This is a genomic window from Exiguobacterium sp. s168 (assembly GCF_018619035.1).
GTDB lineage: Bacteria > Bacillota > Bacilli > Exiguobacteriales > Exiguobacteriaceae > Exiguobacterium_A > Exiguobacterium_A acetylicum.
Genome location: NZ_JACSNE010000007.1, coordinates 74,588 through 98,511, shown reverse-complemented (window position 1 = coordinate 98,511; position 23,924 = coordinate 74,588). Strand labels below are relative to the sequence as shown.

Sequence of the window (23,924 nt, the reverse complement as noted above, 5' to 3'; positions counted from 1 at the left end):
GCTGATTCGCATTCCGGCGCTTTTTCGTATGCATCATGTCGTTTGCGTAAGCGGTAGTTCGACCGTGAATGTCGATCCTTGTCCTTCAATCGATTCGACGTGAATCTCTCCGTCGTGTCCTCGGGCAATTTCGCGACAGATCGAGAGTCCAAGTCCGGTACCACCGATTTGGCGGGTATCCGAGTTGTCGACGCGATAGAATTTTTGGAATAGATTACTCATTGCGGAAGCAGGGATCCCGATTCCGTTATCTTGAATCGCAACCGTGACGCGTGTCTCTTGTCGCGTCAGCTGAATCTGGATCGTCCCACCAGCCGGTGAGTATTTGATTGCATTGTTGATCAAGTTACTGAACAGTTGGCGAATCTTCTTCGCATCTCCTTCGACGATCAACGGTTCGACGTTTCGTGAAATCTGAATCGCGTGTGATGACGACGACAGACTGTGCAACTGTTTCAAATCGCGAATCATCGCAACGATATCGAATGGCGCCATCTCGTATTCCTGACGGTTCGCTTCCATTCGTTGCAAGTCGAGGAAGTCGTTGATCAACAGCGATAAACGTTCTGTTTCCGAGTGGACAGCCTCTAAATACTTCTTCTGGCGTTTCGGAGGTAAATCTCGTTGAATCATCAGTTCAGTAAAGCCATAGATCGACGAGAGCGGTGTCCGGAGTTCATGCGAAATCGTCGAGACGAGTTCGTTTTTGATCCGGTCAATTTCGACTTCGTTCGTCACGTCACGTAAAACGAGCAGAATGCCGCGGAACTGTCCGCCATAATGGATACTCTCTGAGTATGTCTTGATGAAGCGGCGCTCGTGATCAATCGAGAAGGTGATCCCTTCGCCGATTTCCCGCTGAACGAATGTCTTTTTCAAGTAACGTTCGAATTCCGGTAGTTGATCCACGCGATGTTTGAGTTGAACGACAGACGGTGTGATGTTCATCAGTCCGTTCTCATCGATGCTCTCATCAATTGGATGATCAAACAGATCGAGGAGCGGTCGGTTGATCAACTGAATGTCACCGTCTGGTTCGATATACACGATCGATTCACGAATCGAGTTCATCAGTCGCGCCGTTTTCTCTCGTTCGCGTTCAATCTCATCAAACGTCCGCATCCGTAGGAGCGACAATGCCAGTTGTCGCGCAAAGGCAGCTAATTCTTCCTGCTCGTAACGATCAAACGGAGCTTGATCACGAGATAAGAAAATATAGGCGATGATCTCGTTTTGACTCGGATCCAGAACCGGTGTGACGGCACGTGCGACTTCGTGTTCGAATTGTGTATGCGGTCGTTTATCCTGTCGTGCTTCACGTAGTAAAGGTTCGATCGTCGGCATCCAGTCTTCGGTCGCGAGATTCGTCTTTGGATAAAAGACGATGTCGATCACTTTCGTACCATCCTTGAAAATCAAGGCACCTTGCGTCGCATTCGTAATCTCGACCATCTTTTGGATGACCGCAGGGTAAGCGCTGATGCTATCACGTGATGCGAGTGTTTCCGTCAATTGGTTCCGTAGACGCAAGTGGGATTCGTTCCGTTGCGTCAATTTCAAGGCATCTTCCAAATTGACGTTCGTTGACATCAATTGGTGTTTGTTTTCGATCAACGCGGTCGCCATTTGATGGAATGATTTACTCAGTTCTCCAATTTCATCGGCACGGTTGAGTGGAATCAATGGTAACGTATGTTCACCACTCGCAAGCAGTTTACTTTCCTTGCTGAGGAGATGAATTTGTCGCGTCGTCCGTTCGATGAACGGGCGGACGATCAACAAGATGACAAGGAACAGAACGAGTAGATTGACGAGCCAGATCCACTCCGCATACTTCGTCTGCGTGACGAGTTGCTCTTTCGCACCGAGTTCTTTCGCGCGGAGACTACTTCGGTAGCTTGTGAATGTACTCTCCATCGTGTTGACGCTTTTACGCATCGTCTCACTGTTCGAGGCATTCATCTTGAATTTCCGATTGGGATCGCGTGGTGCTTCAGGCATCATCGCCTTCAGACTCGGCATCTGCAAAAACGTTTCGTCGATCGTCCCAGCTTGTTTCGCTTGGACGTATTTAATCAAGCTTGGCATCACGAAGTTCGCGTAGGAATTATAGAGCGACCGAATATCCGACGCATAGACTTCATCGGCTTTGTACAGACGATTTTTCTCGAACCAAGCGGTCTGTTGTTCAAGTGACGCTTTTTTCTCATCGATGACGTCAAGTACCGCGTCATCTCCGAAGACGATATAACCGCGCATTTCGTACTGGAGGGACTGCCAATCATCCCAAAGTTTTGTCGCCCGGTCTTCGCGCACACTAATCGCATCGAGTTCTTGTTTCGCCTGTGCGACCTGATGATTCGTATAAAAATAGGCGGTGATGGATGAGATGGATAGGGCAATGAGAATCAGGTAAAACGAAGACATGATCTGTCGGCTGATCTTTTGATTGAACCATTTTCGCATATGGATTATGGATGCTCCTTTGTGTATGTGTGGAAAGCGTCGATTAGATGTATTACGTTGGAATATTTGTTACCGTAATCGTACATTTTTTAGACGGATAAATATAGTCATAATGCTTAAAATATCTTCAAAGTAAGAGATTCATGTTCACAAAGAACGACAAAAAACAGGATGGGAGTCTAGTCCCGTCCTGTTTTAATTCATTTAATGATGTTCGACGACGATTTTCCCAATCGTTTTTCCGCTCTCGACGAGACGATGTGCTTCTTTTAGATTTTCGGCGTTCATGCCGATCAATGTCTGTGTCACAGTCGTCTCGAGCGTATGCTCTTCAATCCAAGCTGCGACTTGTGTTAGGATTTCATGTTGACGAATCATGTCCTCTGTCTTAAACAGCGGACGGGTGAACATGAACTCCCAGACGAACGTTGCACTCTTTTGTTGAAGTGCACTCAAATCGAGTTTTTGGTCTGTCTCGACGATGCTGCAGATTTTCCCTTGCGGTGCAATCACATCGACCATCGTCTCGAAATGTTGGTCTGTCGCATTCAAGCAGAAAATGTAGTCGACGTACTGATAACCGAGTGCTTCGAGCTGTGGACGGAATGCCTCATGGTGATTGATCGTATGATGTGCACCGTGTTCTTTCGCCCAATCAATCGTCTCGTCGCGTGACGCCGTTCCGATGACGGTCAATCCAGCATGATTCGCGAGTTGCGTCGCGATTGAACCGACACCCCCAGCGGCTCCGATAATGAGGATCGTCTTCTCGAGGTTCGACTTAGCATCAAACGTCAATCCGAGACGATCAGTCAATGCTTCATAGGCAGTCAGCGTCGTTAATGGCAGAGCAGCTGCTTCGCTAAAGGTCAACCGTTCCGGTTTTTTAGCGACGATGCGTTCATCGACGAGTTGGAAGTCACTGTTTGAACCGGGGCGCTGGATTGCACCGGCGTAATAAACTTCATCACCGACTTGGAAGAGGGAGGCATCATCGCCGACTTCAACGACGACTCCGGCTGCATCGTAACCGATAACCTTCGGGGCGTCTTCGTCTTTCCCGTGAGCACGGACTTTCGTATCGACCGGGTTGACGGAGACAGCTTTGATCTCAACTAAGAGATCGTGTCCCGTTGCTTCCGGGCGTGGTAGTTCCAGGTCAATCAGACTTTCGTGTTCCGTCAGTGGTAAGTGTCGGTGGAAACCGACGGCGGACATATTCGACATCGACAATCATCCTTTCCAGATAGGAATCGTTTCTCTCCATCTGTTCCACGCCTATTCAGTCTTAAAACCAGTTGCGAAACTTTGAAAACGGATTCCCCTTCTGTCGTCAACGAAAGAATGCTGGATAGATATGGTAGCATATGAGAGTAGCTATCAATTTCGAGAAGGAGCGATTTTGTATGTATGACGTCATCTCTCTACCGGCAGGACCGACTCAAGTCACGATTGAACGTTACCTCGTCCATGCCCACCCGCACCCCCGTCCGTATAGACCCGCGCGTTTGATTGCCTTACGTCAAAGTGGTGGCGTCATGCATCGACTGTATCGCACGGAGCGGGAAATCGTGCTCTCTCCGCACGAGGCACTCGCCCCACAAGTCCAGCGGCTCTCGTTCTCGCAACAGGAGCGTGTCCTAGCGTATATCGAAGAACGTCGCGCGAGCTTCGGTTTTGATGAAGGGGAGGAATACAAATTTTACTTACTCGAAGTGGCATACGAGCTCCGTCATCTGCCACGAACGGATCGACCGATTCGGGCGCATACGTACTATCAACTGGATGAGCTGTTGTCGGGTCGACCGCTCGTTTTGCGTGCTAGAAGTCAAGAGCGCTCCACATGAGACAGAAAAACGGAACATGAAAAAGCAGTCCGCCTTTCCTTACGTTCATCGCGAGGAGGGCGGACTGTTTATTAAAGTGCTGGCGTTGGCGTCGGTGTGACACCGGTCTTTTTATAAGCTTGATCGATGGCAGTCCGGATTTTCTTGACGGAGCTACCTTTTTGATAAGCGACAATTGACTGTGCTGCGATATCGAGACACGTGCCGCACGTGATGCCGTGCGTCGTCCAGGTCGTGGAACTAGCAGTCTGCTCTTCGATGAAGCAGTCATAGTTGCTTGTATGACCAGCAGATTCACCGCAACCACAATAACAAGGCATCTTCTTCAAGAGATCAGGATGTTTAGCGACGGAGCGGTAAATCGTCTGGATCGACTCATCCTGTTCGTTCAGAAAAGCGGGTAACGTGTCTGGTCCCGCGGTCTTCTCGAGTTGATCACCAACACCGTGGCTGGCATGGTCAGCATGATCTCCGTGATTCGTTTGTTCTGTCTTCGGAGCACCCGTTTGATCAGCTGTTCCGCATGCAGCGAGCAACAGGCTGATACTGAGGGGAAAGGCGTAACGATATAGTCGTGTTTGCATAATGTGCCTCTCTTTCATCGTCTTGCCTTCATTATAAGGAAAGACGTATCCAGAAGGCGTGACGATTTGTTGACGCTTACTTGGCGAGTGCTTCCGTGATCGTCTCGATGTTTGCTTGCATCATGCTGTAGTAGGTGTCGCCATCCTTACCCGGTGCACCGAGTGAGTCAGTGAAGAGAGTACCACCGATCGGAACACCAGTCTCCCTTGAGACGGTTTCCATGCTCCGCCGATCGACGCTCGTTTCGACGAACAGGACAGGGATATCTTGCTCCTTGATCGTATCGACGATCCGGCGGACTTGAGCCGGAGTCCCTTGATTATCTGAGTTGATCTCCCAAATATAATCCGCTTTGACGTCATAGGCAGTTCCGAAGTATTTGAAGGCTCCTTCGCTCGTGACGAGATGACGTTCTGCTTTCGGAATAGCGGCAAACTGCTTTTTCGCTTCCTGATCAAGCGTCTGCAATTTTTTGATATAGGCATCGGCATTTTTTTCGTAGTCGGCTTTGTGCTTCGGATCTTCCTTGATTAATGCCTGCTTGACGTTTTCGACGTAGCGAATCCCATTGCTTATATCGAGCCACGCATGCGGATCAGTCTCCGATTCTTTGCCCTTCGTCGTCAGGTATTTCGGTTCGACGCCTTTGCTTAAACGATAGACTGGCGCGTCAGACGCGTCTTTGCCAGTCGTTGCCCGGAGTTTATCGAACCACGCACCGCCGGCTTCCAGGTTCAACCCGTTGTAGAAGACGACGTCAGCATCTGCCATCGCTTGTACGTCTGCCGGAAGTGGATCATACTCGTGCGGGTTTGCCCCGATCTTGACCATGCTGTGGACATCGACATGTTCACCACCGACCTCACGTGCGAGGTCAGCGAGAATCGAATACGTCGCAACGACCTTCAGCTTCCCGTTATCTTCTGCTGGTGTCGAACAAGCAGCAAGTAAGACCGTGCTGAGGAGGACGAACAGAAAAAGTTTTACTTTCATACAGTAGACTCCTTTCGTTTCCGGTGACGCATCAGACCGTGACGTGGTGAGAAGACGAAGACGAGTGCGAACAACGTCGTCGCGACGAGGACGATCGACGCACCGGAAGATAGATTATAGGTGAAGCTGAAATACAGTCCGACGATGGCGGACAGCGTACCGAATCCTGCCGCTAGGAACAGCATCCGTGAGAGGCGGTTCGTCAGTAAATACGCGGTCGCTGCTGGTGTGATCAGCATCGCGACGACGAGGATGATGCCGACGGTCTGAAGTGAAGCGACGGTGACGAGTGTTAGTAACGTCATCAGTCCGTAATGAATCCAACGCGTCGATAGTCCATAGGCTTGCGCCATCGTCGGATCAAACGAGCTGATCAGCAACTCTTTGTAGAACAAGAAGATTCCACCGAGGACGATCAATCCGATGATGACGGTCATCCACATGTCGCTCGGACGGACCGCGAGGACGTTACCAAACAGAATGTGATAGAGATCACTACTGCTACGCAAGAACGAGATCAGGATGATCCCGAGGGCGAAGGCGGATGTGAACATGATTCCGATTGCCGTATCGTTCTTGATGCGACTGTTCTGGCTAACGAAACCGATTCCGAGCGCTGTCACGAGACCCGTCACGACAGCACCGATCAGGAAGTTGATCCCGAGTAGGTAGGAAATCGCAACACCGGGTAAAACGGCGTGCGAGATTGCATCCCCCATCAACGACATCCCGCGAAGGATGATGAAACAGCCGATCACACCACAGATGATGCCGACCATGATGGCGGTGATCATCGCTTTTTGTAAGAACTCATACTGAAGTAATGCCTCGATGAACGTCATCCTTGTCCCTCCTTGCGTCGTTCGAATAGGGGTAAGCCATACGCTGGTTCGAGCCATTCCGGCGTCAAGATATCAGCCGGTGGACCGACAGCGATCAATTGTTTGTTCAACAGCATCAATGTGTCGAAGTAGTCCTCTGCTTTATGCAAATCATGGTGGACGACGACGATCGTCCGTCCTTCGGCTCGGAGGGTCCGTAAGAGTTCGATGATCATCTGCTCACTCGCAACATCGATGCCGACGAACGGTTCGTCCAGCAATAGTAGCTCTGCTTCTTGGGCAAGGGCACGCGCCAGAAAGACCCGTTGTTGCTGTCCGCCTGACAGTTCACCGATTTGGCGTTCGGCATGATCAGACATACCGACGCGCTCGAGACACTCCATGGCGAACACTTTTTGTGCTTTCGATGGTCGTTTGAATAAGCTGAGCTTCGGATAACAGCCCATCAGCACGACGTCCTGCACACGAACCGGGAAGTCCCAATCAATTGCACTTCGTTGCGGTACGTAAGCGACGCGTGACCGAACGTCTTCGAGTGATTGGTCAAGCACGCGTAACTGCTCGATGCGAGCCGGGATCAAACCGAGGACGGCTTTTAAGAATGTGGATTTACCAGCGCCGTTCGGTCCGATGATGCCAATCAACGAAGCGACCGGGAGACGAACGGACACTCCGTCGAGTGCATGGGTATCAAAATAAGAGACAGTGAGACGATCAACGTCAAGGGCGTACATGAATAATCACTCCTTTGATTTTGTGGTATATAGAAGGAAAGTTTCCTTAGGGCAAAAAATAAGATAAAAATTTTAACTCCAATCACTGGAAAAGATTCGGTCTACAAATAATGTTTCCTTAAGGCAAACTTTAAAGCCATAGGAAACAGATGTCAACTGTTTTTCGATATCGATCGCGAATCAACTCGTGCTAAGATGAAAAGGCAGAATACAGGGGGTGAGGAGATTGCGTCAGACAGCAGAACAACAATGGAAGTGGCTATTGCTCGATGCTCTCGCGAAAGAAAAACGGGAGCAAGCACAGCAAATCATCGAAGAGGTCTATCCGTATGATATCGCGCAAGTGTATGAAGAGTTGGGCGAAGACGATCAGGCACGACTCCTCGACTATCTGGATCACGAGCGATTGGCGGATGTACTTGAGGAGCTCGAAGGGGAGCAACGTCTCGCCGTCTTACGTCGTTTAGACGTCGAGCGTGCCGGGCACGTCCTCGATTTAATGGAGAACGATGATGTCGCGGATGTACTTGAGGAACTGGGACCGGAAGAGACCGACCGCTTGCTTGGCAGCATGCGGACGGACGAGGCTCTGATCGTCCGCAATCTCTTGACGTATCCACCGGAAACGGCAGGGCGCTTGATGACGAACCGGTTCATCTGGGTCGGAGAAGATTTCACGGTCGGTGAGACGGTCGAGAAGATGCGCGACTACATCGAATACTCGGAGACGATCAACTACGTCTACGTCGTCAATCAACTCAGTGAACTCGTTGGTGTCATCTCATACCGGGATGTCATCTTAGCTGAAAATACGGAACGGATCAGTGACGTCATGGAGACGAAGGTGATTCGGGTCGCGGCGGAGACCGATCAGGAAGAAGTCGCGCAACTGTTCGAACGCTATGATCTTGTCTCGTTACCCGTCGTCGAGGGCGACATTCTCGTCGGACTGATCACGGTCGATGATGCGCTTGACGTCTTACGGGAAGAAGCGAACGAAGACATCGAGAAACTCTCGGCGTCCGGTAAATCAATTGATTTCGAGACGAAGCCGTGGATTGCTGCGACCCGTCGTTTACCGTGGCTCGTCTTGCTACTGTTCATCGGGCTCGTCTCCGGATCAATCATCAGTCAGTTCGAAGAGACGCTCTCAAAAGTCGTCGCGCTCGCCTTCTTCATGCCGATGATTGCTGGTATGACCGGAAATACCGGTACCCAATCGCTCGCGGTCGTCGTCCGCGGATTGATCACGCGTGAAGTCGATAAGCGGGTCGCGACTCGGTTGATCCTACGGGAGCTCTGGGTTGGTTTAATCATTGGTGTCATTTGTGGTATCTTGATCGCCATCATTGCCTACGTCTGGCAAGGGAGTGCCGTCTTGGGTCTTGTCGTCGGCAGTTCGCTCGTCATCACGTTGATCTTCGGGACACTTGCTGGAACGATCATTCCGCTCATCTTACATCGCCTAAAGATTGACCCAGCAATCGCATCCGGACCATTGATCACGACGTTGAACGATATCTTATCGCTCCTCGTTTACTTCGGGATTGCAACGGCATTCATTAGCCGCTTGATGTAAAAAAACCGAACCGATTCATCTTCGTCAAGAGGAAGGGAATCGGTTCGGTTTTTTCATGTGTGATCATTCGTCGTGCGAATCCAGATCGCGAGTGGACCAACGTCGTCAAAGCCGGCTTCAAGCGCTGTGATCAGGTGATCGCCATACTCGTAACCGACGAGCGATTGACCGGGAAAATGTGCTGAACTCAAACGTGCGATATCATCCCATAAGCGTTCGTCGAGGTAATCGGAATTGACGTACGTCAGTCCGGTCGTCACTTGATTCGAGTAGGCGATGCAACTTGCTTGTTGCGCCTCCGAATAGAAGAATCGGACAGCGGGATGTTGCCATAACGTTGTGGGCAACTCCGGTGTTGCCTGGATAGCCTGGAAGCGAGCGAACTGATCGAGATCCGTCACGACGGACCAATCGACGGGAAGAGCACGGCGATCGAGTATGGCAGGGCGGGTCATCCATTCCGCTGTGAACAGATGACTGAGACCGGCACTCGAGAAATCATAGCTTGCCGTGCAGTCCTTGATACTGTAGACATCCGTGACACCAATTCGCTGATGGGGAAGCCGAACCATAAGTTCCGGATAATAGCTTGGTACGTTTCCTTGAGCGTGCCAGGTCGAATCAGTTTCTGTCACCCGGCAACCGGCTGACTCACAGACGAGGCGACACCAATCGAAATTATTTTGGATGGCAGCTTGGCGCATGGATCATTCCCCCTTATTCATCCTCCGGTTGTTTAATCAGGACATACGATAACGTGGCAATCAGTGTTAAGAACAGCCCGCAGCCAATCGTGATGTATGCCATCGTAAAGACCTTACCGAGCGTCGTCGTCGGAACGAACGTTGGATGCCCGACTGTACTTAATGTCGTGATACAAAAGTAAAGTGCATCCACCATCGACAGGTTTTCTTCCGTGCTATAGAAGATCGTACCGGAGACGAGCGTCAACAGGCAGAGAATCAATAGACCACGAAAGTAAGATAAGTGAAAGGCGCGGCGCAATCCCTTGAATAAACGTGAAAAAATCGTCAGTACAGAAATCATGGAATCTCTCCTTTAGGATCGTTGCGTCGAGTCCATCGTATCATGAATGAAATAATCGTTCTTTCCGGCATGTTTGACACGATACATCGCTTGGTCAGCATGCTGAATCAGCGTGTCGAGATCGACGCCATGATTGGGTGAGTAGCTAAGTCCGATACTCGTTCGGATTTCAATGGTTTCTTCAGCGAATCGGTAAGGGTTGTCTTGCAAGTACGTCAACAGATTCGAAGCATAGGTATGGAGCGTAGCGACAGACGGATGACGATAGAGTAAGAAGAATTCGTCGCCACCGACACGGGCGGCGAATCCATTCTGTTCCGCGTGGTGTTCAAGTAGACGAGCGATATGAATCAAGAAGGCGTCACCGATTTGATGCCCATACGTATCGTTGATCGCTTTGAAACCGTCGAGGTCGACGACGATGATCGCCGCGTGATCAAGTTCGAGTAACTCTTGCGCCGCACGTTCGTAAAAGCTCCGGCGATTCGCAATCTTCGTCAACGGATCATGATAGGCGAAGAAACGAATCGTCTGCTCCGCTTCCTTGAAGGACTGGATATCACGAATCAATAACATCCCGTGCAGTTCCTGTTCGATGAAGACGAAATCGGCATCCATGACGACGTAGCGTTCTTGCTGTCGCGCTGTCAAAATCTTCGTTTCGAATTCGTTGAACTTACGTTGCGATAAAAAGTGTGTCATATAATGCAGCGACCAATCGGCTTGTTTTTTATCCGGTAAGTAGGTCGAAAACGTACATACCGTTAAGTCATTGGTCTCGAACAGACGATGAGCAGCTGGGTTGGCACTCTCAATTCGTCCGTCCCGGTCGAGCAGCAGGATTGCCGAAGGATTCAAATTGTAGAGCGTCGCGAAACGCTTCTGATAGGACGCGAGATAATCGAATCGGCGCATTGCGATCGCCAGTGCTCCTGCCCAGAACAAACCGCCATACATATAGGCATACGGTGGCATGATGCCGTAGAACGACCAGTAGCCGAAGACGATATCCCACGCGAGAACGAGAATCGCGACACTCAATAAGACACTGATGATGCCACGACGTGCATCTTTCAAGTGTGTCCGTGCGTACACGAGCAGACCGATGACAAGGAGATGAAAGATGTTCCCGACCGTCATCGTCACTAGATATTGTGTGTTGAATTCAGGGTAAATGAACTGTCCGACCTGTGTGAATTGCTGACTGTTGATGACGTTCGTCTGGAATACGTATGTCGTCAGCACGACGCCCATCGGAAGATAGAAGATCCATGGGTACAATAAACGTGGCATTCGTTTCCACAAATTCGAGACGCGAAAGATGAAGTGAAGCGATGTACTGAAGACGATCAGACCAGCGTTTCCGAACCAGTAGGTCACGAATGCCGGACTAAATTCGATCGGAGAAGCATTCCGGAAAAATTCACCGAGGAATAACATCCCGTAAGCGAACGTAAATAAGCTAAGCAGTCGGTGTTGTGGACGTGATGGATTGCGTAAAAATATATCAATCGACATGTAGAACATGATGAAGGTCGGAATCAGATAGACGATTGTAAAAAGAAACAAGGATGGCATGGCGTTCCGCCCTTCTAGATAATTTTTAGGTAGATAGTCTCAGTATAGTGGGCGAAGATTGCTGAGGCGGATTGAAATTTCAAAAAAAGGGGAATCAGTCAAGATTTAATGTCAGCCGTCGTATTTTAGCGATCCCTTCGAGACCTGACGGATCATGATGTGTCTTATGGGCGACGAAATGTTCATCGGCTTCCGTCGTCCGGATTCGTAACGGACGTTCGTCACGGTGGACGACCTCGAAGATCACCTCAGCCAGAGCTTCTGCCGATTGGCGATCGGCATGTCGTGTCCGATACGTCTGCAAATAAGCCGTGATGATCGGTTTGAAGTCGTCTTCGTGTAAGCCACCCGTCCGTTCAAGTTGATCGAGAACATTTGCGGTAAAGTTCGTCTCGACGGCGGCTGGTTCAATCAGGGTGACGTCGATGTTGAAGTATGGTTTATAGTAGGTCGCAAGACTTTCGAACAGCCCTTCGATCGCGAACTTACTGGCACAATACAGTTCATTCATCGGTTGACCGACGAGACCACTGACGCTTGAAGTCGCGAGTAAGTGACTACCATCCGGTGTTTGTTTGAGTAGGGGAAGGCAGGCTTCGATCGTCCGGATGACACCGAAGACGTTCGTTTCGAAGAGTTGCTTGATTTCATAACTCGTCGCTTGACCGAGTGCGCGCAGTAAACCATGACCGGCATTGCAGAACACGACGTCGAGATGATCGACCTCCTGTTCAATTTGACGAACGGCTGCTTTCACGCTTGTTTCATCCGTGACATCGAGCGGCAAGAAGGTGAGCGTCGGCAACGACACGGTCATTTCGTCTGGACTCCGGACACCAGCGTAGACGAACCATCCGGCTTCTGCAAATCGCCGCGCCGTCGCAAGACCGATACCGGAAGAAGCACCCGTGATCAAGATCGTTTGCATATCAATTCCTCCGTTCTGAAAGTAGTTGTCTTCTATTATTTACCCGAATTACCGTTGAACTATTTGCATTAAAATTGCATATTGTAATGAAAAAACTTAATATAAAGAAAAAGGAGGCGGGAATCGATGGGGCAAATTGAACGGCTGCAACAGATGCGGGAATGGATCAAGACGAGTCCTGAAATTTCGCTGGATCAACTGATGCAGGAGTATCAGATTTCACGAGATACCGCACGTCGTGACGTCATCGTCCTCGAACAAGAAGGGGAAATCATTCGCGTTAAAAATGGATTAGTCCGTGCTGGCGGAACACTTGCGTATGAGCAACGGACAGAGAAACCGGAAAAACGACGGATCGGACAACGTGCAGCGCGTCACGTCCAAGCGAACGATCGCTTATTGCTCGACGCTGCGACGACGGTATCTGAGATGGCACGAGCACTTCCGCCTTATCCACTACAAGTCATCACGAACTCCCTCGACATCGCAGACTATGTCGGAGCTCGTACGGATATTGAGCTGTACGTCACGGGAGGACGTTTCGACCGGCATGCGCGAAGCTTGAGTGGGATCAAGACGGCAGACGACATCCTGAATTATCAAGTCGATTGTGTTTTTCTTGGAGCATGTGGATTGACGGAAGAAGGACTTTTTGCGGAACAACTCGAAGAAGCGGTCGTAAAGAAAGCGATGATTCGAAGTGCGACCCGTGTCATCGTCCTCGCAGACCATACGAAATTCAATAAGCGTTTTTTGCATAAGGTCTGTGACTGGGAGCAAATCGATGTGCTCGTTACGGATCAAGTACCAGATGCAACGTGGCAAGAGCGACTAGATCATTATCATGTCGATCTCGACGTGACAGAGGAGGAAACAACATGAACCCGATTCAAACGACGCTCGTCGGATTCGGTTTTTCAGCGGTGACGTTCCACGTTCCGTTCTTACAGGCATTACCGGCATTTGAAGTGACGCAAGTCGTCTCGAGTCGACCGGAGCAGGTGGCACAACATTTCAGTAATGCGGCTGTCGTCGCGACACTTGCTGAAGCCTTGCAGGATGAGAACACGGAACTCGTCATCATCACGACACCAACGGCACTGCATTTCGAAATGGCAAAACAAGCGATTGAAGCAAAGAAGCACGTCTTACTCGAAAAGCCAGCCGTCGTGACGATCGAAGAAGCACTAGCGCTGCAAACGTTAGCGAAACAACACGGGGTGCAGGTCGCCATCTATCAAAACCGTCGCTTCGACGGGGACTTCCTGACACTTGAACAATTGATGGAAATGAACGAGATCGGCGACTGGCAAGTCATCGAATCACGCTTTGATCGCTATCGTCCGGTCGTTCGGGAACGCTGGCGGGAACAAGCGGGAAGTGGCGCCGGCATCCTGTTTGATCTCGGCTCACACTTACTCGATCAATCACTTGCCTTGTTCGGAGAACCGGATGCACTCACGGGCGACGTCTACCTGCAACGTGACGGTGCTGTCGTCGACGATGGTTTCCATGTCACGCTACATTACGGTACGCGTCGTGTCATTCTCCGTTCGACGTCCTTCATTCAAGGACCAACACCTCGTTTCGAGTTTCATGCGACACGCGGTAGTTACGTCAAATATGGAATGGATCCGCAAGAAGGACGGCTTGCGAAAGGTCATCCGGTGGACGAACAGCTCGGTGAAGATGAAGTAGATTCCTACGGCTACCTTCAAATCGCTGATCAGCCAGTCGAGCGTCTCGCGACACTTCCAGGCAGTTATGCGACGTTTTATGAACAGTTGGCGGAAGGACTTCGCGGGGGACGAGTACCTGTCGATTTACGCGACGCTGAAAAAACGATGCGTTTGATTGAAGCAGTGCGCATCAGCAGTGATGAAGGACGACGCCTCTTACGAAAGGAATGGGATGCATGGAAGAATTGAAGGTGTTGCTAGCGGAAGAGGACGAACTCGTCTTGACGTCCCTGACGAATACGGAAGCGATCGGGATGGGACATGAATTGATCGGACGGGCGATGAAAGAGAACTTATCGATCGCCGTTGAAATCAAACGGAATGGACAGCGTTTATATTACGCGGCGCTCGATGGTACGGCACCGGATCAGGAAGAATGGATTCGCCGGAAATCGAACGTCGTCTTGCGGCATGGCTATAGCTCGCTGTACATGCGCCGGTATAATGAAAGTAAACATCGCTCATATCATACGATGTATGCTGTTTCACCAGCCGATTATGCTGATGCGGGTGGGGCGTTCCCGATTCGGATCGAGGGAGTCGGTGTCGTCGGTACGATCACCGTTTCCGGTCTATCTCAGGAAGCCGATCATCGTCTCGCGACGGAAGCGTTGCGCTTACTTAAGAGACAACAGCTGGGGCAATAAGGTATTTATAAAACACAAGTGTTGATTCTCGTGCAAGACTTCGCTTTCCGCGGGCGGAAGGCGAGCCTCCTCGCCGCATTCGCGCCTACGGGGTCTCACCCATTCCGCTTTTCCCGCAGGAGTATTCGTCTTGCACGTTCATCAACGGATCGTTCGACACGAAAAAACCGAAATGCTGAAGTAGATCCACTTCAGCATTTCGGTTTTTTTATGTTCTATTTGATAGATCATGAGAAACAGTCGGACTCACGTTGTTCACGCGACTCCTACAGGAAAAAGCGCAAGATATTGCGCTGTCAGAGACAAACAAGACCCGTGTCGGCTGTCACTGACAGCCGAGACTGGCTTGTGTCTCGCCTGAGGAAAGCGCGTGAACGAATCGTGAGGACAATCGTCACGATGCCATTGAATCAGATGAAGCGGACACGTCTTTGCGTGTGTTCCCGCGATAGACGAAGTAAAGCGCAGCCAGCATCGCAAGCAGACCAAGCAGAAGTTTTCCATCGAGCGGCACGACGACGCCACCGAATGCACCGATGTGGTCGATGACCATCCCTGCTGCGAGTTGACCGATGACAGTCGCGATACTAGCTGCCGTGACACCGATTTGCGGAACAGCAAGAATCGTCAGGAATAGATAACTGACCCCAAACAGGACGGCACTGAGTTGCCAACGTGGTGCTTCGAGCAAGAGCAAGACGTTTCCTTGACCAAAGAACAGGATGGCGAGTGCGAGAATCAGCATCCCGGTGAAGAAAGTCAGGAACGTACTTTCTAGAGCCCCTGCCTTTTGACTGAAGGCACCGTTGATCGATGACTGCGCACTCAGCATTACGCCGCCGAGTAATGTAAAACCGAGTAATAGAATATTCACGAGCGAACCTCCTTAAAAGATAAGAAATAGAGCGACGAGCATCAAAGCAGAAGCTGTCAGCTTGTCACGATTGATTGGACGTTTCGGACTACCGAGCCAGCCGTAATGTTCAATGACCATGCTGGCAATCATTTGTCCAATAATGACACTGATCATGGCGAGACCGACACCGACGAGCGGGATGCTGATGATCAAGATCGTCAAGTAGATACTACCGAGTAGACCACCGAGCAAGGTCCATTTCGGTGCGCGGAATGTATAGCCGAGTGAACCTTTTCCGAAGAAGAGGACGATCAGTCCGATGATGATCGTACCGGCGAAGAAATTATAAAAGCTACTTTCGAGTTTTCCGACGAAGTTCCCGAGCTCACCATAGATGGCCCCTTCGACACTGAGTGCGATACCCGCAAGTAACGCGAGTACGTAATACACGATTTTCAACAGAATTCATCCTTTCACGAATCTAAATATCGGGAAATGTCGATATGTAAGGCGAGGAGAACGGATCAAAGTTCTCCTTTGAGGTACGCTGCGAGCTCCTGGATTTTTTCTTCATTTCGCCGGTAATACGTCCATTTGCCGTGACGTTCGGATTCGAGCAATCCGACTTTTTGCAACATCGCAAGATATTGGGAGACGGTCGATTGAGATAAGTTCGCCTTCTCTTGGATATCTCCGACGCAAATGCCTCCCTTGTCCGACAGATTCGTCGCGAGATGGGCCGTCGGCTTATTGAAATGAGTCTCGGGATCCTTGAGCCAGCGTAAGATATCAAGACGTACCTCGTTCGATAATGCCTTGAATAGATCCACTTGATTTGTCATACGCTTAAACTAATCGATGATTCTCGATATGTCAATCCAAGACACTTAAGGTTGAACGAATGCATGCTTTAAAAGTCGATGTGTCACTTTGGTTACCGTATACGGCTCAAAACCGAAGCGTTCATAAAATGTACTGGCATCGTCCGTATAGAGCCAGAGCTCGGAATACGTCAACAGCGCTTCTGGGATGATTTTCTCAAGCAGTTGCGTACCGACACCGTGATGTCGCATTTCCGGTAAGACATAGACATGACGAATTCGACCGACGTCGTTCGTGTCGGTTTGTTTCATATAACCCCCGCACGCAATGACGTGTCCGGACAGAGATAAGGCAACGAACAATGCCTCACCGTCCTCTTGGAACGTCTCGTTTCGTCGTTCACGTAGCATCCGTTCGATGAAGGGATAGCCTTCCTGTGTACTCTTTGATAAGATTGGTAACCATTTGAAGTCATCAAAATCGTTGACCCGTTCGATTGTCATCTCCATCTGTCATTCCTCCTTCTTCTCCATCTGTCATTCCTCCTTCTTCTCCCTTGGATATTCCTTTTTCGGGAGTAGGAAAAACACGAATCGAGAATCAATTCGAGCTTTTTTTAAATAGAGACTGGATTTTTAAAAGCCGTTTTGCGTATAATGAGAAGTAATGGATTGAACGCAAATGAAAGGAAGTGGCCGTCACAATGAGCCTCAGCCGTTTAAGTAAAGAAGAGATTACTGATCTTTCGCTGATCGAATTCGTCAACGAAATGTTGCAAGAAGCTGGCGAACAGCCAATCACGTTCGATGACATCACGTCAGAAATCGAAAAGTACCATACGTTTACAGATGAAGAAGACAAGTTCGAGAAACTTGCTCAACTCTATACAGACATGAACATCGACGGAAACTTCGTCAACGTCGGAGCAAACCGTTGGTCACTCCGCGCTTGGTATCCGTTCGATAAGTCGGATGAGGATCTCGTCATCGAAGCGCGTCAACGTGGAGAACTCGATGAGTTTGAAGAAGAGTTCAACTATGATGCAGAAGAAGACGAGTTCGAGACGATCGAAGACGATCTCGATACATTCGCGAAAACAGCGGACTATGATTCAGCTGACGACAGCGAAGACGATGATACGTTCAAAAAAGTCGCAGCCATCGATGATCTCGATGATGATCTCGACGAAGAAGACTTAGAAGACTTCGAAGAAGAAGAGGAAGTCTAAGCACGATCAACCACAACTGTACAGCTGCTATTTCCCTATAGAAATGGCAGTTTTTTCGTTGACGGCTGACGAACGAGCACGGAAATTTTTCTTTGAAAAATTAGGCTTGACGAAGTTTTCCGAATGACGTAAGTTAGTCATGGGCTTCTTTAAGCAACGTGCTTATTTCAGCAAAAGTGTCTCCTATTCCAATGGGGGCACTTTTGCTTTTTTGTTTTTACCACCTCTGTATTGTTGAGATGTGAATTAGGGAAGGGAGTAATATTTAACATGACAAAGTATATTTTCGTAACAGGTGGCGTCGTATCGTCACTCGGTAAAGGGATCACCGCTGCATCGCTCGCTCGTCTCTTGAAAAACCGTGGCCTCAACGTCACGATCCAAAAATTCGACCCGTACATCAACATCGATCCGGGTACGATGAGCCCGTACCAACACGGGGAAGTATTCGTCACGGATGATGGCGCAGAGACGGACCTTGACCTTGGTCACTACGAGCGTTTCATCGACATCAACTTGAGCCAGAACGCGAACGTCACGTCTGGACGTATCTACTCGACGATCCTCAAGAAGGAACGCCGTGGCGACTACAACGGTGGAACGGTTCAAGTCATTCCGCACATCACGAACGAAATCAAGGATCGCGTCTTCCGTGCTGGAAAAGAAACGGGCGCTGACGTCGTCATCACGGAGATTGGTGGAACAGTAGGGGATATCGAATCGCTTCCGTTCATCGAAGCCATTCGTCAGGTGAAAAACGATATCGGGAAAGAAAACGTCATGTACGTTCACTGTACGCTCGTTCCGTATCTTGCAGCGGCAGGTGAGCTCAAGACGAAACCGACACAACACAGTGTCAAAGAACTACGTAGCTACGGTATCCAGCCAGACATCATCGTCTTACGTGCGGAGCACCCAGTCCCACAAGAGATGAAAGATAAAATTGCTCTCTTCTGTGACACACGTCCGGAAGCAGTCATCGAAGCACAAGATGCATCGACACTCTATGAAGTACCACTCAACTTGCAACGTCAAGGCATGGACCAACTCGTCTGTGACTACTTCAAGTTCGATACACCAGCTGCTGACATGACGGCTTGGAAACAACTCGTTCACACAGTGACGCACCTCGAGAAGACGACGAAGATCGCACTCGTCGGGAAATACGTCGAATTGCGTGATGCGTACATCTCGGTCGCAGAAGCATTGAAACACGCTGGATTTGCCTTCAACAGTGACATCGAAATCGACTGGATCAACGCAGAAGACGTGACGCGTGAAAACGTCAACGAATTGCTCGGTTCAGCAGACGGAATTCTCGTTCCTGGTGGATTTGGAGAACGCGGAATCGAAGGGAAAATCGAAGCGACACGTTTTGCACGTGAAAACAACGTACCGTTCTTCGGTATCTGTCTCGGTATGCAACTCGCGACAGTTGAATTCGCACGTAACGTACTCAATCTTGAAGGCGCACACTCAGCGGAAATCGACCCAGCGACACCATACCCAATCATTGACTTGTTGCCAGAACAAAAAGACATCGAGGATCTCGGTGGTACACTCCGTCTCGGACTTTACCCATGTAAACTCGAAGATGGAACGAAAGCACGTGCCGCGTATTCAAGCGAGCTCGTCTACGAACGTCACCGTCACCGTTATGAGTTCGGTAACGAATTCCGTGAGCAGTTCGAAGCGAACGGCATGGTCTTCTCAGGTACGAGCCCAGACGGTCGTCTCGTTGAGATCATCGAGATTCCAGAACACAAATGGTTCGTCGCGTGTCAATTCCACCCAGAATTGATCTCACGTCCAGAACGCCCACAAGCGCTCTTCCATGACTTCATCCAAGCTTCACTTGGTGAATGAAAAGAAAGATAATCAAAGACGCGGTAACCTTCAGCATTATTGAAGGTTACCGCGTCTTTTTGATTGATTAGATTAAGAACTACATATTATAGAAGAAAAGTGTTAATCCCACTCTTCCGTCATCTCTTGTAGTTGTGTCAAGATATGTGTCAAGAGGAACGCGCAAAGGGCAAGACTCGGCAGTCCGTGACGTGAACCGTCCTCTGCCGGAAGTAGTCCTTTATTAAACTTCAATGCGAGCGGTGCAATCGAACGCTCGAGCGTTTCTGTCACGTCACTGAGTGTGACGATCGCATAAGGCGTATGCCATGCGTCATAGCGGGCAAGAGAAGCGAGAAGGTCGGAGCGTTCCGTATCTGGCGTGAAGATCAAGACACGATCGACAGCATGCAAGGTCTTTCGATCCTTGATTTTCGTAACCCGTTTCATCTGGTCCGGTCCTTCTGAGAGCATCGGATAGAGTCCTTCACATTCGCCGTAGGCATCGACGTAGACCGTGCCTTCTCCGACGAGCGCTTGTGCGAGCAGACGGACGACATCGAATAGTTCGTCTTCCTGTTTTGCGAGCGTTTGCAATTTTCCGTTGAATTGTGTAGCTAAGATTTTCATCATTTTTCTTCACCCTTTCTGTATTTCTCTCAAGGACAGTATAAAGCAAGTTTTGCTTTAGTGTAGAATGGAAATAACTAGAGGGGGAGTGGCAGAGATGAAAGGCAGATTGTTGATCGTCGAGGATGAGCCGGGAATCCGGAACTTACTTGCACAATTGTTCCGGGCAGAAGGGTATGAAACGGACGTCGCCGTCGATGGAGAGGAAGCGATCGTCTATTTACAAGAAACGGCATATGATTTGCTGTTGATGGATGTCAACATGCCGGGGCGGACCGGGATCGAGGTTTTACGTCATCAGGACCGGATCGGACGACGTGTCCGGACGATTTTAATGACGGCACTCGATGAAAAAGAAGCGATGGAAGAAGCGAAACGATTAGGGGTCGTCGCCTTCTTCGGGAAGCCATTTGACATCTTCGAATTAAAAAAAGAAGTGACTGTGCAAATTTCTCACGATGTAAGCGGTTAATCCTTCACGTCGCCGTCACAAACCAAAAAACCAAGCGAAATGCTGTACGTTCCGATGAATCAGTATGTTATAATCAGTCTGAAATTGCACGAGTTCGTGTAAGCAGCGATCAAAACAGAGGAGGATGTCATTATGCCATTAGTATCTATGACAGACATGTTAAACAAAGCTCTCGAAGGTAAGTATGCAGTAGGTCAATTCAACATCAACAACCTCGAGTGGACACAAGCGATTCTCGGTGCGGCTCAAGAAGAGCAGTCACCAGTTATCCTTGGAGTATCTGAAGGTGCAGCACGCCACATGGGCGGATTCTACACTGTCGTGAAAATGGTTGAAGGTCTCGTACACGACATGAAAGTAACAGTTCCAGTCGCAATCCACCTCGACCACGGTTCGAGCGTTGAAAAATGTAAAGAAGCGATCGACGCTGGATTTACATCTGTCATGATCGATGATTCGCACAGCCCGATTGACACAAACATCGAAACAACTAAAGCAGTCGTTGAATACGCTCACGCTAAAGGCGTTTCAGTTGAAGCGGAAGTTGGTACAGTTGGTGGACAAGAAGACGACGTCATCGGTGATGTCATGTACGCGAAACTTGACGAGTGTGTACGCATCGTTAAAGAAACTGGAATCGACACGCTTGCTCCTGCACTCGGTTCTGTTCACGGACCATACAAAGGTGAACCAAACCTCGGATTCAAAGAGATGGAAGAAATCCGTGACGCTACAAACCTCCCACTCGTTCTTCACGGTGGAACTGGAATTCCGACACACGATATCGAAAAAGCGATCTCACTCGGAACTTCAAAAATCAACGTTAACACAGAGAACCAAATCGCATTCGCGAAAGTCGTTCGTGAAGTGTTGGCTGAGAAACCAGAAGCATATGACCCACGCGTATTCATCGCACCAGGTCGTGAAGCAATCAAACAAACTGTCATCGGTAAGATGCGTGAGTTCGGTTCAAGCAACAAAGCTTAATCGACTCCTCTTTAAAGTGCGGTAGACTTCGGTCTACCGTGCTTTTTTCATATCATATGAACGTGTATTCGATGGAAAACAGTAGGACTTCTCGTGAAAAAAACCTATAATAGAGTCGTAAGCGATTTCAGGGGATGAAAGGGGAACGAGAAAGATGAGATTTTTCATTGACACAGCAAACGTAGAGGACATCAAGAAAGCACATAAAATGGGGATTTTAGATGGTGTCACGACGAATCCATCGCTCGTCGCTAAGGAAGGCGTCGATTTCCATACAAGACTTCGTGAAATCTGTGAAATCGTCGGAGATGTCTCTGTCAGCGCTGAAGTCATCGCGCTTGATGCAGAAGGAATGATTCGCGAAGGGAAGGAACTTGCCCAGATCGCACCGAACATTACGGTTAAGGTTCCAATGACTCCGGCCGGACTCGAAGCGGTCGCAGCACTTTCAAAAGAGAAGATCACGACGAACGTCACATTGATCTTCAATCCGAACCAAGCATTACTCGCAGCCCGTGCTGGTGCGACATACGTATCACCATTCCTCGGTCGTCTAGATGACATCGGTCAAGATGGAATGGGCCTCGTCGAGACGATTGCTCAAATTTTCGTCGTACATGATATTCCGACACAAATCATTGCGGCATCGGTCCGGAACCCGGTTCACGTGACGAACGCTGCTCTTGCGGGCGCAGACATCGCGACGATTCCATTCTCGGTCATCGAGTCACTCACACACCACCCACTCACGACGCAAGGAATTGAAAAGTTCCTCGCGGACTGGGAAAAAACGCAGCAATAATCGTAGCGAAGAGAAAGGTTGATGGAACGTGGACATTTTGCATATCGTAGGGCAACAACGCCTAGAAGGAACCGTATCAATCAGTGGTTCGAAGCAAAGCGCCATTCCGTGTCTTGCTGCAGCTCTACTGACGGATCAGATGGTCGTTCTAGAAGGCGTGCCGGAAATTGGCGACGTCGCGACAATGATCGAGATTTTGGAGACGCTCGGCGCGGTCGTGACACGTCAAGGCGATATGGTGACGATTGATCCAAGTCGGGTTGAATCGATGCCGTTAACTGGTGCGGAGACGCGCAAGTTACGCGGATCGATCTACCTTATGAGCGTTCTGGCGGCCAGATTCAAACAAGGAGTCGTCGGTCTGCCTGGGGGTTATGCCATCGGACCACGACCGATTGATTTACACATCAAAGCACTGGAGCGTCTCGGTGTTTCCGTACGTAACGAGCAGGGCGTCCATTACATGCGCGTTGACCGTCTCGTCGGAAACCGAATCTATCTCGATCTTCCGTCATTCGGAGCGACGATCAGTGCTTTACTCGTCGCTGTCTTCGCTGAAGGAACGACTGTCATCGAAAACGCTGCCTATGATCCAGAAGTCATCGACGTCAGTACGATGCTGACGAACATGGGAGCAAATGTCAAAGGGGCAGGAACGGATGAGATTCGAATCAAAGGTGTCTCACGCCTGAGTGGTTGCCGGCATACCTTGATTCCAGACCGGATGGAAGCAGGAACGTTTTTGACGATGGGCGCTGCACTTGGGCGCGTCACCGTCGATAACGTCATTCCGCTTCATCTCGAGAGCGTTATCCAAAAACTCGAGCGGTATGGTGCGTTGATCGAAGTGACAGATGATTCCGTCACGGCGACATTCCAGGAGGCGAAGCCGGTCGATATTCGTGTCTTCCACTACGGTGGATTCCCAAGCGATCTACAACCTGTCATCTCGGCAGCGTTGTTGCAAGCGAAAGGAGCGAGTATCGTTGTCGATAAGTTGTACCCGCAACGTTTCCGACATGTACAGGAGTTGCGGCGCTTAAACGCCCGGATCACGCATGAAGACGCTTCGATCATCATTCGTGGTGGCGAATCCTTACTCGGTACGGAAATCGAGGCACCAGATCCACGCGGTGGCGCAGCACTTGTCTTGGCGGGACTTCTCGCTTCAGGGGAGACGACATTGCACCACGCGGAAGTGCTTGACCAGAGTTACGAACGATATGATCAGAAGTTGAAGGAACTAGGCGCCCTCGTATGGCGTGAAACGATTTGACCGATTTGTAACAAGGGAGAG

Annotated in this window: 26 protein-coding genes; 11 read left to right on the top strand and 15 right to left on the bottom strand. The window is 49.7% G+C overall.

The window, feature by feature from the left end:
- Nucleotides 1-33: 33 nt before the first annotated feature.
- Both KNQ15_RS06580 and KNQ15_RS06575 read right to left on the bottom strand, forming a co-directional pair.
- Nucleotides 34-2,466, bottom strand: coding sequence for a HAMP domain-containing sensor histidine kinase (locus KNQ15_RS06580; protein ID WP_214728425.1), 2,433 nt, complete (start codon nt 2,464-2,466; stop codon nt 34-36).
- A 204-nt stretch (nt 2,467-2,670) separates the two neighbouring features.
- A complete protein-coding gene (locus KNQ15_RS06575) occupies nt 2,671-3,693 on the bottom strand; it encodes a zinc-binding alcohol dehydrogenase family protein (protein ID WP_029342807.1) in 1,023 nt (340 codons plus the stop codon).
- A gap of 179 nt (nt 3,694-3,872) precedes the next feature.
- Here KNQ15_RS06575 and KNQ15_RS06570 point away from each other — a divergent pair, with 179 nt between their 5' ends.
- Nucleotides 3,873-4,313 (top strand): hypothetical protein, encoded by a 441-nt coding sequence (locus tag KNQ15_RS06570; protein ID WP_023469579.1) that lies wholly within the window; start codon nt 3,873-3,875, stop codon nt 4,311-4,313.
- Nucleotides 4,314-4,384: 71 nt separating this feature from the next.
- On the opposite strand, the gene KNQ15_RS06565 is transcribed toward KNQ15_RS06570, so the two are convergent.
- The 4 genes from KNQ15_RS06565 to KNQ15_RS06550 all read right to left on the bottom strand — a co-directional run bounded on the left by KNQ15_RS06565 (nt 4,385) and on the right by KNQ15_RS06550 (nt 7,467).
- Nucleotides 4,385-4,897 (bottom strand): PCYCGC motif-containing (lipo)protein, encoded by a 513-nt coding sequence (locus KNQ15_RS06565; protein WP_029342806.1) that lies wholly within the window; start codon nt 4,895-4,897, stop codon nt 4,385-4,387.
- Nucleotides 4,898-4,973: 76 nt separating this feature from the next.
- Nucleotides 4,974-5,891: a metal ABC transporter substrate-binding protein gene (locus KNQ15_RS06560; protein WP_029342805.1), complete on the bottom strand. Its 918-nt coding sequence runs from the start codon at nt 5,889-5,891 to the stop codon at nt 4,974-4,976.
- Nucleotides 5,888-6,733 (bottom strand): metal ABC transporter permease, encoded by an 846-nt coding sequence (locus tag KNQ15_RS06555; RefSeq protein ID WP_029342804.1) that lies wholly within the window; start codon nt 6,731-6,733, stop codon nt 5,888-5,890. The genes KNQ15_RS06560 and KNQ15_RS06555 overlap by 4 nt, the downstream gene beginning before the upstream one ends.
- Nucleotides 6,730-7,467: a metal ABC transporter ATP-binding protein gene (locus KNQ15_RS06550; RefSeq protein ID WP_029342803.1), complete on the bottom strand. Its 738-nt coding sequence runs from the start codon at nt 7,465-7,467 to the stop codon at nt 6,730-6,732. The genes KNQ15_RS06555 and KNQ15_RS06550 overlap by 4 nt, the downstream gene beginning before the upstream one ends.
- A gap of 226 nt (nt 7,468-7,693) precedes the next feature.
- Between KNQ15_RS06550 and mgtE the strand changes: the two genes are divergently transcribed.
- The gene (mgtE, locus tag KNQ15_RS06545; RefSeq protein ID WP_029342802.1) at nt 7,694-9,046 is read left to right on the top strand and encodes a magnesium transporter; all 1,353 of its coding nucleotides are present in this window, start codon (nt 7,694-7,696) and stop codon (nt 9,044-9,046) included.
- A 53-nt stretch (nt 9,047-9,099) separates the two neighbouring features.
- On the opposite strand, the gene KNQ15_RS06540 is transcribed toward mgtE, so the two are convergent.
- The 4 genes from KNQ15_RS06540 to KNQ15_RS06525 form a co-directional block, all read right to left on the bottom strand.
- Nucleotides 9,100-9,750: a hypothetical protein gene (locus KNQ15_RS06540; protein ID WP_050678853.1), complete on the bottom strand. Its 651-nt coding sequence runs from the start codon at nt 9,748-9,750 to the stop codon at nt 9,100-9,102.
- A gap of 13 nt (nt 9,751-9,763) precedes the next feature.
- Nucleotides 9,764-10,093 carry a potassium channel family protein gene (locus KNQ15_RS06535; RefSeq protein ID WP_047394390.1) on the bottom strand — a complete coding sequence of 110 codons (330 nt, stop codon included), beginning with the start codon at nt 10,091-10,093 and terminating at the stop codon, nt 9,764-9,766.
- Between the two features lie 12 nt (nt 10,094-10,105).
- A complete protein-coding gene (locus tag KNQ15_RS06530; protein WP_214728423.1) occupies nt 10,106-11,671 on the bottom strand; it encodes a sensor domain-containing diguanylate cyclase in 1,566 nt (521 codons plus the stop codon).
- Nucleotides 11,672-11,765: 94 nt separating this feature from the next.
- Nucleotides 11,766-12,599 carry an SDR family oxidoreductase gene (locus KNQ15_RS06525; protein WP_069940058.1) on the bottom strand — a complete coding sequence of 278 codons (834 nt, stop codon included), beginning with the start codon at nt 12,597-12,599 and terminating at the stop codon, nt 11,766-11,768.
- Nucleotides 12,600-12,725: 126 nt separating this feature from the next.
- On the opposite strand from KNQ15_RS06525, the gene KNQ15_RS06520 reads away from it, so the two are divergent.
- From KNQ15_RS06520 to KNQ15_RS06510, 3 genes are read left to right on the top strand one after another with little or no spacing between them, the layout of a single operon-like run.
- Nucleotides 12,726-13,481, top strand: coding sequence for a DeoR/GlpR family DNA-binding transcription regulator (locus KNQ15_RS06520; RefSeq protein ID WP_069940057.1), 756 nt, complete (start codon nt 12,726-12,728; stop codon nt 13,479-13,481).
- Nucleotides 13,478-14,527, top strand: coding sequence for a Gfo/Idh/MocA family oxidoreductase (locus KNQ15_RS06515; protein ID WP_069940056.1), 1,050 nt, complete (start codon nt 13,478-13,480; stop codon nt 14,525-14,527). The genes KNQ15_RS06520 and KNQ15_RS06515 overlap by 4 nt, the downstream gene beginning before the upstream one ends.
- A complete protein-coding gene (locus KNQ15_RS06510) occupies nt 14,515-14,985 on the top strand; it encodes a heme-degrading domain-containing protein (protein ID WP_214728414.1) in 471 nt (156 codons plus the stop codon). The genes KNQ15_RS06515 and KNQ15_RS06510 overlap by 13 nt, the downstream gene beginning before the upstream one ends.
- Before the next feature lie 394 nt (nt 14,986-15,379).
- Here KNQ15_RS06510 and KNQ15_RS06505 read toward each other — a convergent pair whose 3' ends face one another.
- From KNQ15_RS06505 to KNQ15_RS06490, 4 genes are all read right to left on the bottom strand, one after another.
- A complete protein-coding gene (locus tag KNQ15_RS06505; protein WP_214728413.1) occupies nt 15,380-15,859 on the bottom strand; it encodes a DMT family transporter in 480 nt (159 codons plus the stop codon).
- A 12-nt stretch (nt 15,860-15,871) separates the two neighbouring features.
- The gene (locus KNQ15_RS06500) at nt 15,872-16,300 is read right to left on the bottom strand and encodes a DMT family transporter (RefSeq protein ID WP_023469565.1); all 429 of its coding nucleotides are present in this window, start codon (nt 16,298-16,300) and stop codon (nt 15,872-15,874) included.
- 65 nt (nt 16,301-16,365) lie between these two features.
- The gene (locus tag KNQ15_RS06495; protein ID WP_023469564.1) at nt 16,366-16,683 is read right to left on the bottom strand and encodes an ArsR/SmtB family transcription factor; all 318 of its coding nucleotides are present in this window, start codon (nt 16,681-16,683) and stop codon (nt 16,366-16,368) included.
- Between the two features lie 45 nt (nt 16,684-16,728).
- Nucleotides 16,729-17,172, bottom strand: coding sequence for a GNAT family N-acetyltransferase (locus KNQ15_RS06490; protein WP_214728411.1), 444 nt, complete (start codon nt 17,170-17,172; stop codon nt 16,729-16,731).
- A 194-nt stretch (nt 17,173-17,366) separates the two neighbouring features.
- Between KNQ15_RS06490 and rpoE the strand changes: the two genes are divergently transcribed.
- Together rpoE and KNQ15_RS06480 are read left to right on the top strand one after the other, a co-directional pair.
- Nucleotides 17,367-17,891 carry a DNA-directed RNA polymerase subunit delta gene (gene rpoE / locus KNQ15_RS06485; protein WP_023469562.1) on the top strand — a complete coding sequence of 175 codons (525 nt, stop codon included), beginning with the start codon at nt 17,367-17,369 and terminating at the stop codon, nt 17,889-17,891.
- A 270-nt stretch (nt 17,892-18,161) separates the two neighbouring features.
- On the top strand, nt 18,162-19,757 hold the full coding sequence (locus tag KNQ15_RS06480; protein WP_023469561.1) for a CTP synthase: 1,596 nt from the start codon (nt 18,162-18,164) through the stop codon (nt 19,755-19,757).
- Nucleotides 19,758-19,859: 102 nt separating this feature from the next.
- Here KNQ15_RS06480 and KNQ15_RS06475 read toward each other — a convergent pair whose 3' ends face one another.
- Nucleotides 19,860-20,369 (bottom strand): DUF2529 family protein, encoded by a 510-nt coding sequence (locus tag KNQ15_RS06475; RefSeq protein ID WP_035395788.1) that lies wholly within the window; start codon nt 20,367-20,369, stop codon nt 19,860-19,862.
- Between the two features lie 94 nt (nt 20,370-20,463).
- Between KNQ15_RS06475 and KNQ15_RS06470 the strand changes: the two genes are divergently transcribed.
- From KNQ15_RS06470 to murA, 4 genes are all read left to right on the top strand, one after another.
- Nucleotides 20,464-20,838 carry a response regulator gene (locus KNQ15_RS06470; RefSeq protein ID WP_214728409.1) on the top strand — a complete coding sequence of 125 codons (375 nt, stop codon included), beginning with the start codon at nt 20,464-20,466 and terminating at the stop codon, nt 20,836-20,838.
- A gap of 132 nt (nt 20,839-20,970) precedes the next feature.
- The gene (fba, locus tag KNQ15_RS06465; protein WP_214728407.1) at nt 20,971-21,825 is read left to right on the top strand and encodes a class II fructose-1,6-bisphosphate aldolase; all 855 of its coding nucleotides are present in this window, start codon (nt 20,971-20,973) and stop codon (nt 21,823-21,825) included.
- A gap of 154 nt (nt 21,826-21,979) precedes the next feature.
- Nucleotides 21,980-22,627 carry a fructose-6-phosphate aldolase gene (gene fsa / locus KNQ15_RS06460; RefSeq protein ID WP_023469552.1) on the top strand — a complete coding sequence of 216 codons (648 nt, stop codon included), beginning with the start codon at nt 21,980-21,982 and terminating at the stop codon, nt 22,625-22,627.
- Nucleotides 22,628-22,655: 28 nt separating this feature from the next.
- Nucleotides 22,656-23,903: a UDP-N-acetylglucosamine 1-carboxyvinyltransferase gene (murA, locus tag KNQ15_RS06455; RefSeq protein ID WP_214728405.1), complete on the top strand. Its 1,248-nt coding sequence runs from the start codon at nt 22,656-22,658 to the stop codon at nt 23,901-23,903.
- Nucleotides 23,904-23,924 lie beyond the last annotated feature (21 nt).

Bases quoted from the DNA above. Each gene is read 5' to 3' on its own strand.
- KNQ15_RS06570 (WP_023469579.1), top strand. From the start codon at position 3,873: ATGTATGACGTCATCTCTCTACCGGCAGGACCGACTCAAGTCACGATT.
- KNQ15_RS06515 (WP_069940056.1), top strand. From the start codon at position 13,478: ATGAACCCGATTCAAACGACGCTCGTCGGATTCGGTTTTTCAGCGGTG.
- KNQ15_RS06535 (WP_047394390.1), bottom strand. From the start codon at position 10,093: ATGATTTCTGTACTGACGATTTTTTCACGTTTATTCAAGGGATTGCGC.
- KNQ15_RS06565 (WP_029342806.1), bottom strand. From the start codon at position 4,897: ATGCAAACACGACTATATCGTTACGCCTTTCCCCTCAGTATCAGCCTG.
- KNQ15_RS06510 (WP_214728414.1), top strand. From the start codon at position 14,515: ATGGAAGAATTGAAGGTGTTGCTAGCGGAAGAGGACGAACTCGTCTTG.
- KNQ15_RS06560 (WP_029342805.1), bottom strand. From the start codon at position 5,891: ATGAAAGTAAAACTTTTTCTGTTCGTCCTCCTCAGCACGGTCTTACTT.
- KNQ15_RS06540 (WP_050678853.1), bottom strand. From the start codon at position 9,750: ATGCGCCAAGCTGCCATCCAAAATAATTTCGATTGGTGTCGCCTCGTC.
- fba (WP_214728407.1), top strand. From the start codon at position 20,971: ATGCCATTAGTATCTATGACAGACATGTTAAACAAAGCTCTCGAAGGT.
- KNQ15_RS06490 (WP_214728411.1), bottom strand. From the start codon at position 17,172: ATGGAGATGACAATCGAACGGGTCAACGATTTTGATGACTTCAAATGG.
- KNQ15_RS06520 (WP_069940057.1), top strand. From the start codon at position 12,726: ATGGGGCAAATTGAACGGCTGCAACAGATGCGGGAATGGATCAAGACG.
- KNQ15_RS06480 (WP_023469561.1), top strand. From the start codon at position 18,162: ATGACAAAGTATATTTTCGTAACAGGTGGCGTCGTATCGTCACTCGGT.
- KNQ15_RS06555 (WP_029342804.1), bottom strand. From the start codon at position 6,733: ATGACGTTCATCGAGGCATTACTTCAGTATGAGTTCTTACAAAAAGCG.
- KNQ15_RS06470 (WP_214728409.1), top strand. From the start codon at position 20,464: ATGAAAGGCAGATTGTTGATCGTCGAGGATGAGCCGGGAATCCGGAAC.
- KNQ15_RS06525 (WP_069940058.1), bottom strand. From the start codon at position 12,599: ATGCAAACGATCTTGATCACGGGTGCTTCTTCCGGTATCGGTCTTGCG.
- fsa (WP_023469552.1), top strand. From the start codon at position 21,980: ATGAGATTTTTCATTGACACAGCAAACGTAGAGGACATCAAGAAAGCA.
- KNQ15_RS06495 (WP_023469564.1), bottom strand. From the start codon at position 16,683: ATGACAAATCAAGTGGATCTATTCAAGGCATTATCGAACGAGGTACGT.
- KNQ15_RS06530 (WP_214728423.1), bottom strand. From the start codon at position 11,671: ATGCCATCCTTGTTTCTTTTTACAATCGTCTATCTGATTCCGACCTTC.
- KNQ15_RS06575 (WP_029342807.1), bottom strand. From the start codon at position 3,693: ATGTCGAATATGTCCGCCGTCGGTTTCCACCGACACTTACCACTGACG.
- KNQ15_RS06580 (WP_214728425.1), bottom strand. From the start codon at position 2,466: ATGCGAAAATGGTTCAATCAAAAGATCAGCCGACAGATCATGTCTTCG.
- KNQ15_RS06475 (WP_035395788.1), bottom strand. From the start codon at position 20,369: ATGATGAAAATCTTAGCTACACAATTCAACGGAAAATTGCAAACGCTC.
- rpoE (WP_023469562.1), top strand. From the start codon at position 17,367: ATGAGCCTCAGCCGTTTAAGTAAAGAAGAGATTACTGATCTTTCGCTG.
- KNQ15_RS06550 (WP_029342803.1), bottom strand. From the start codon at position 7,467: ATGTACGCCCTTGACGTTGATCGTCTCACTGTCTCTTATTTTGATACC.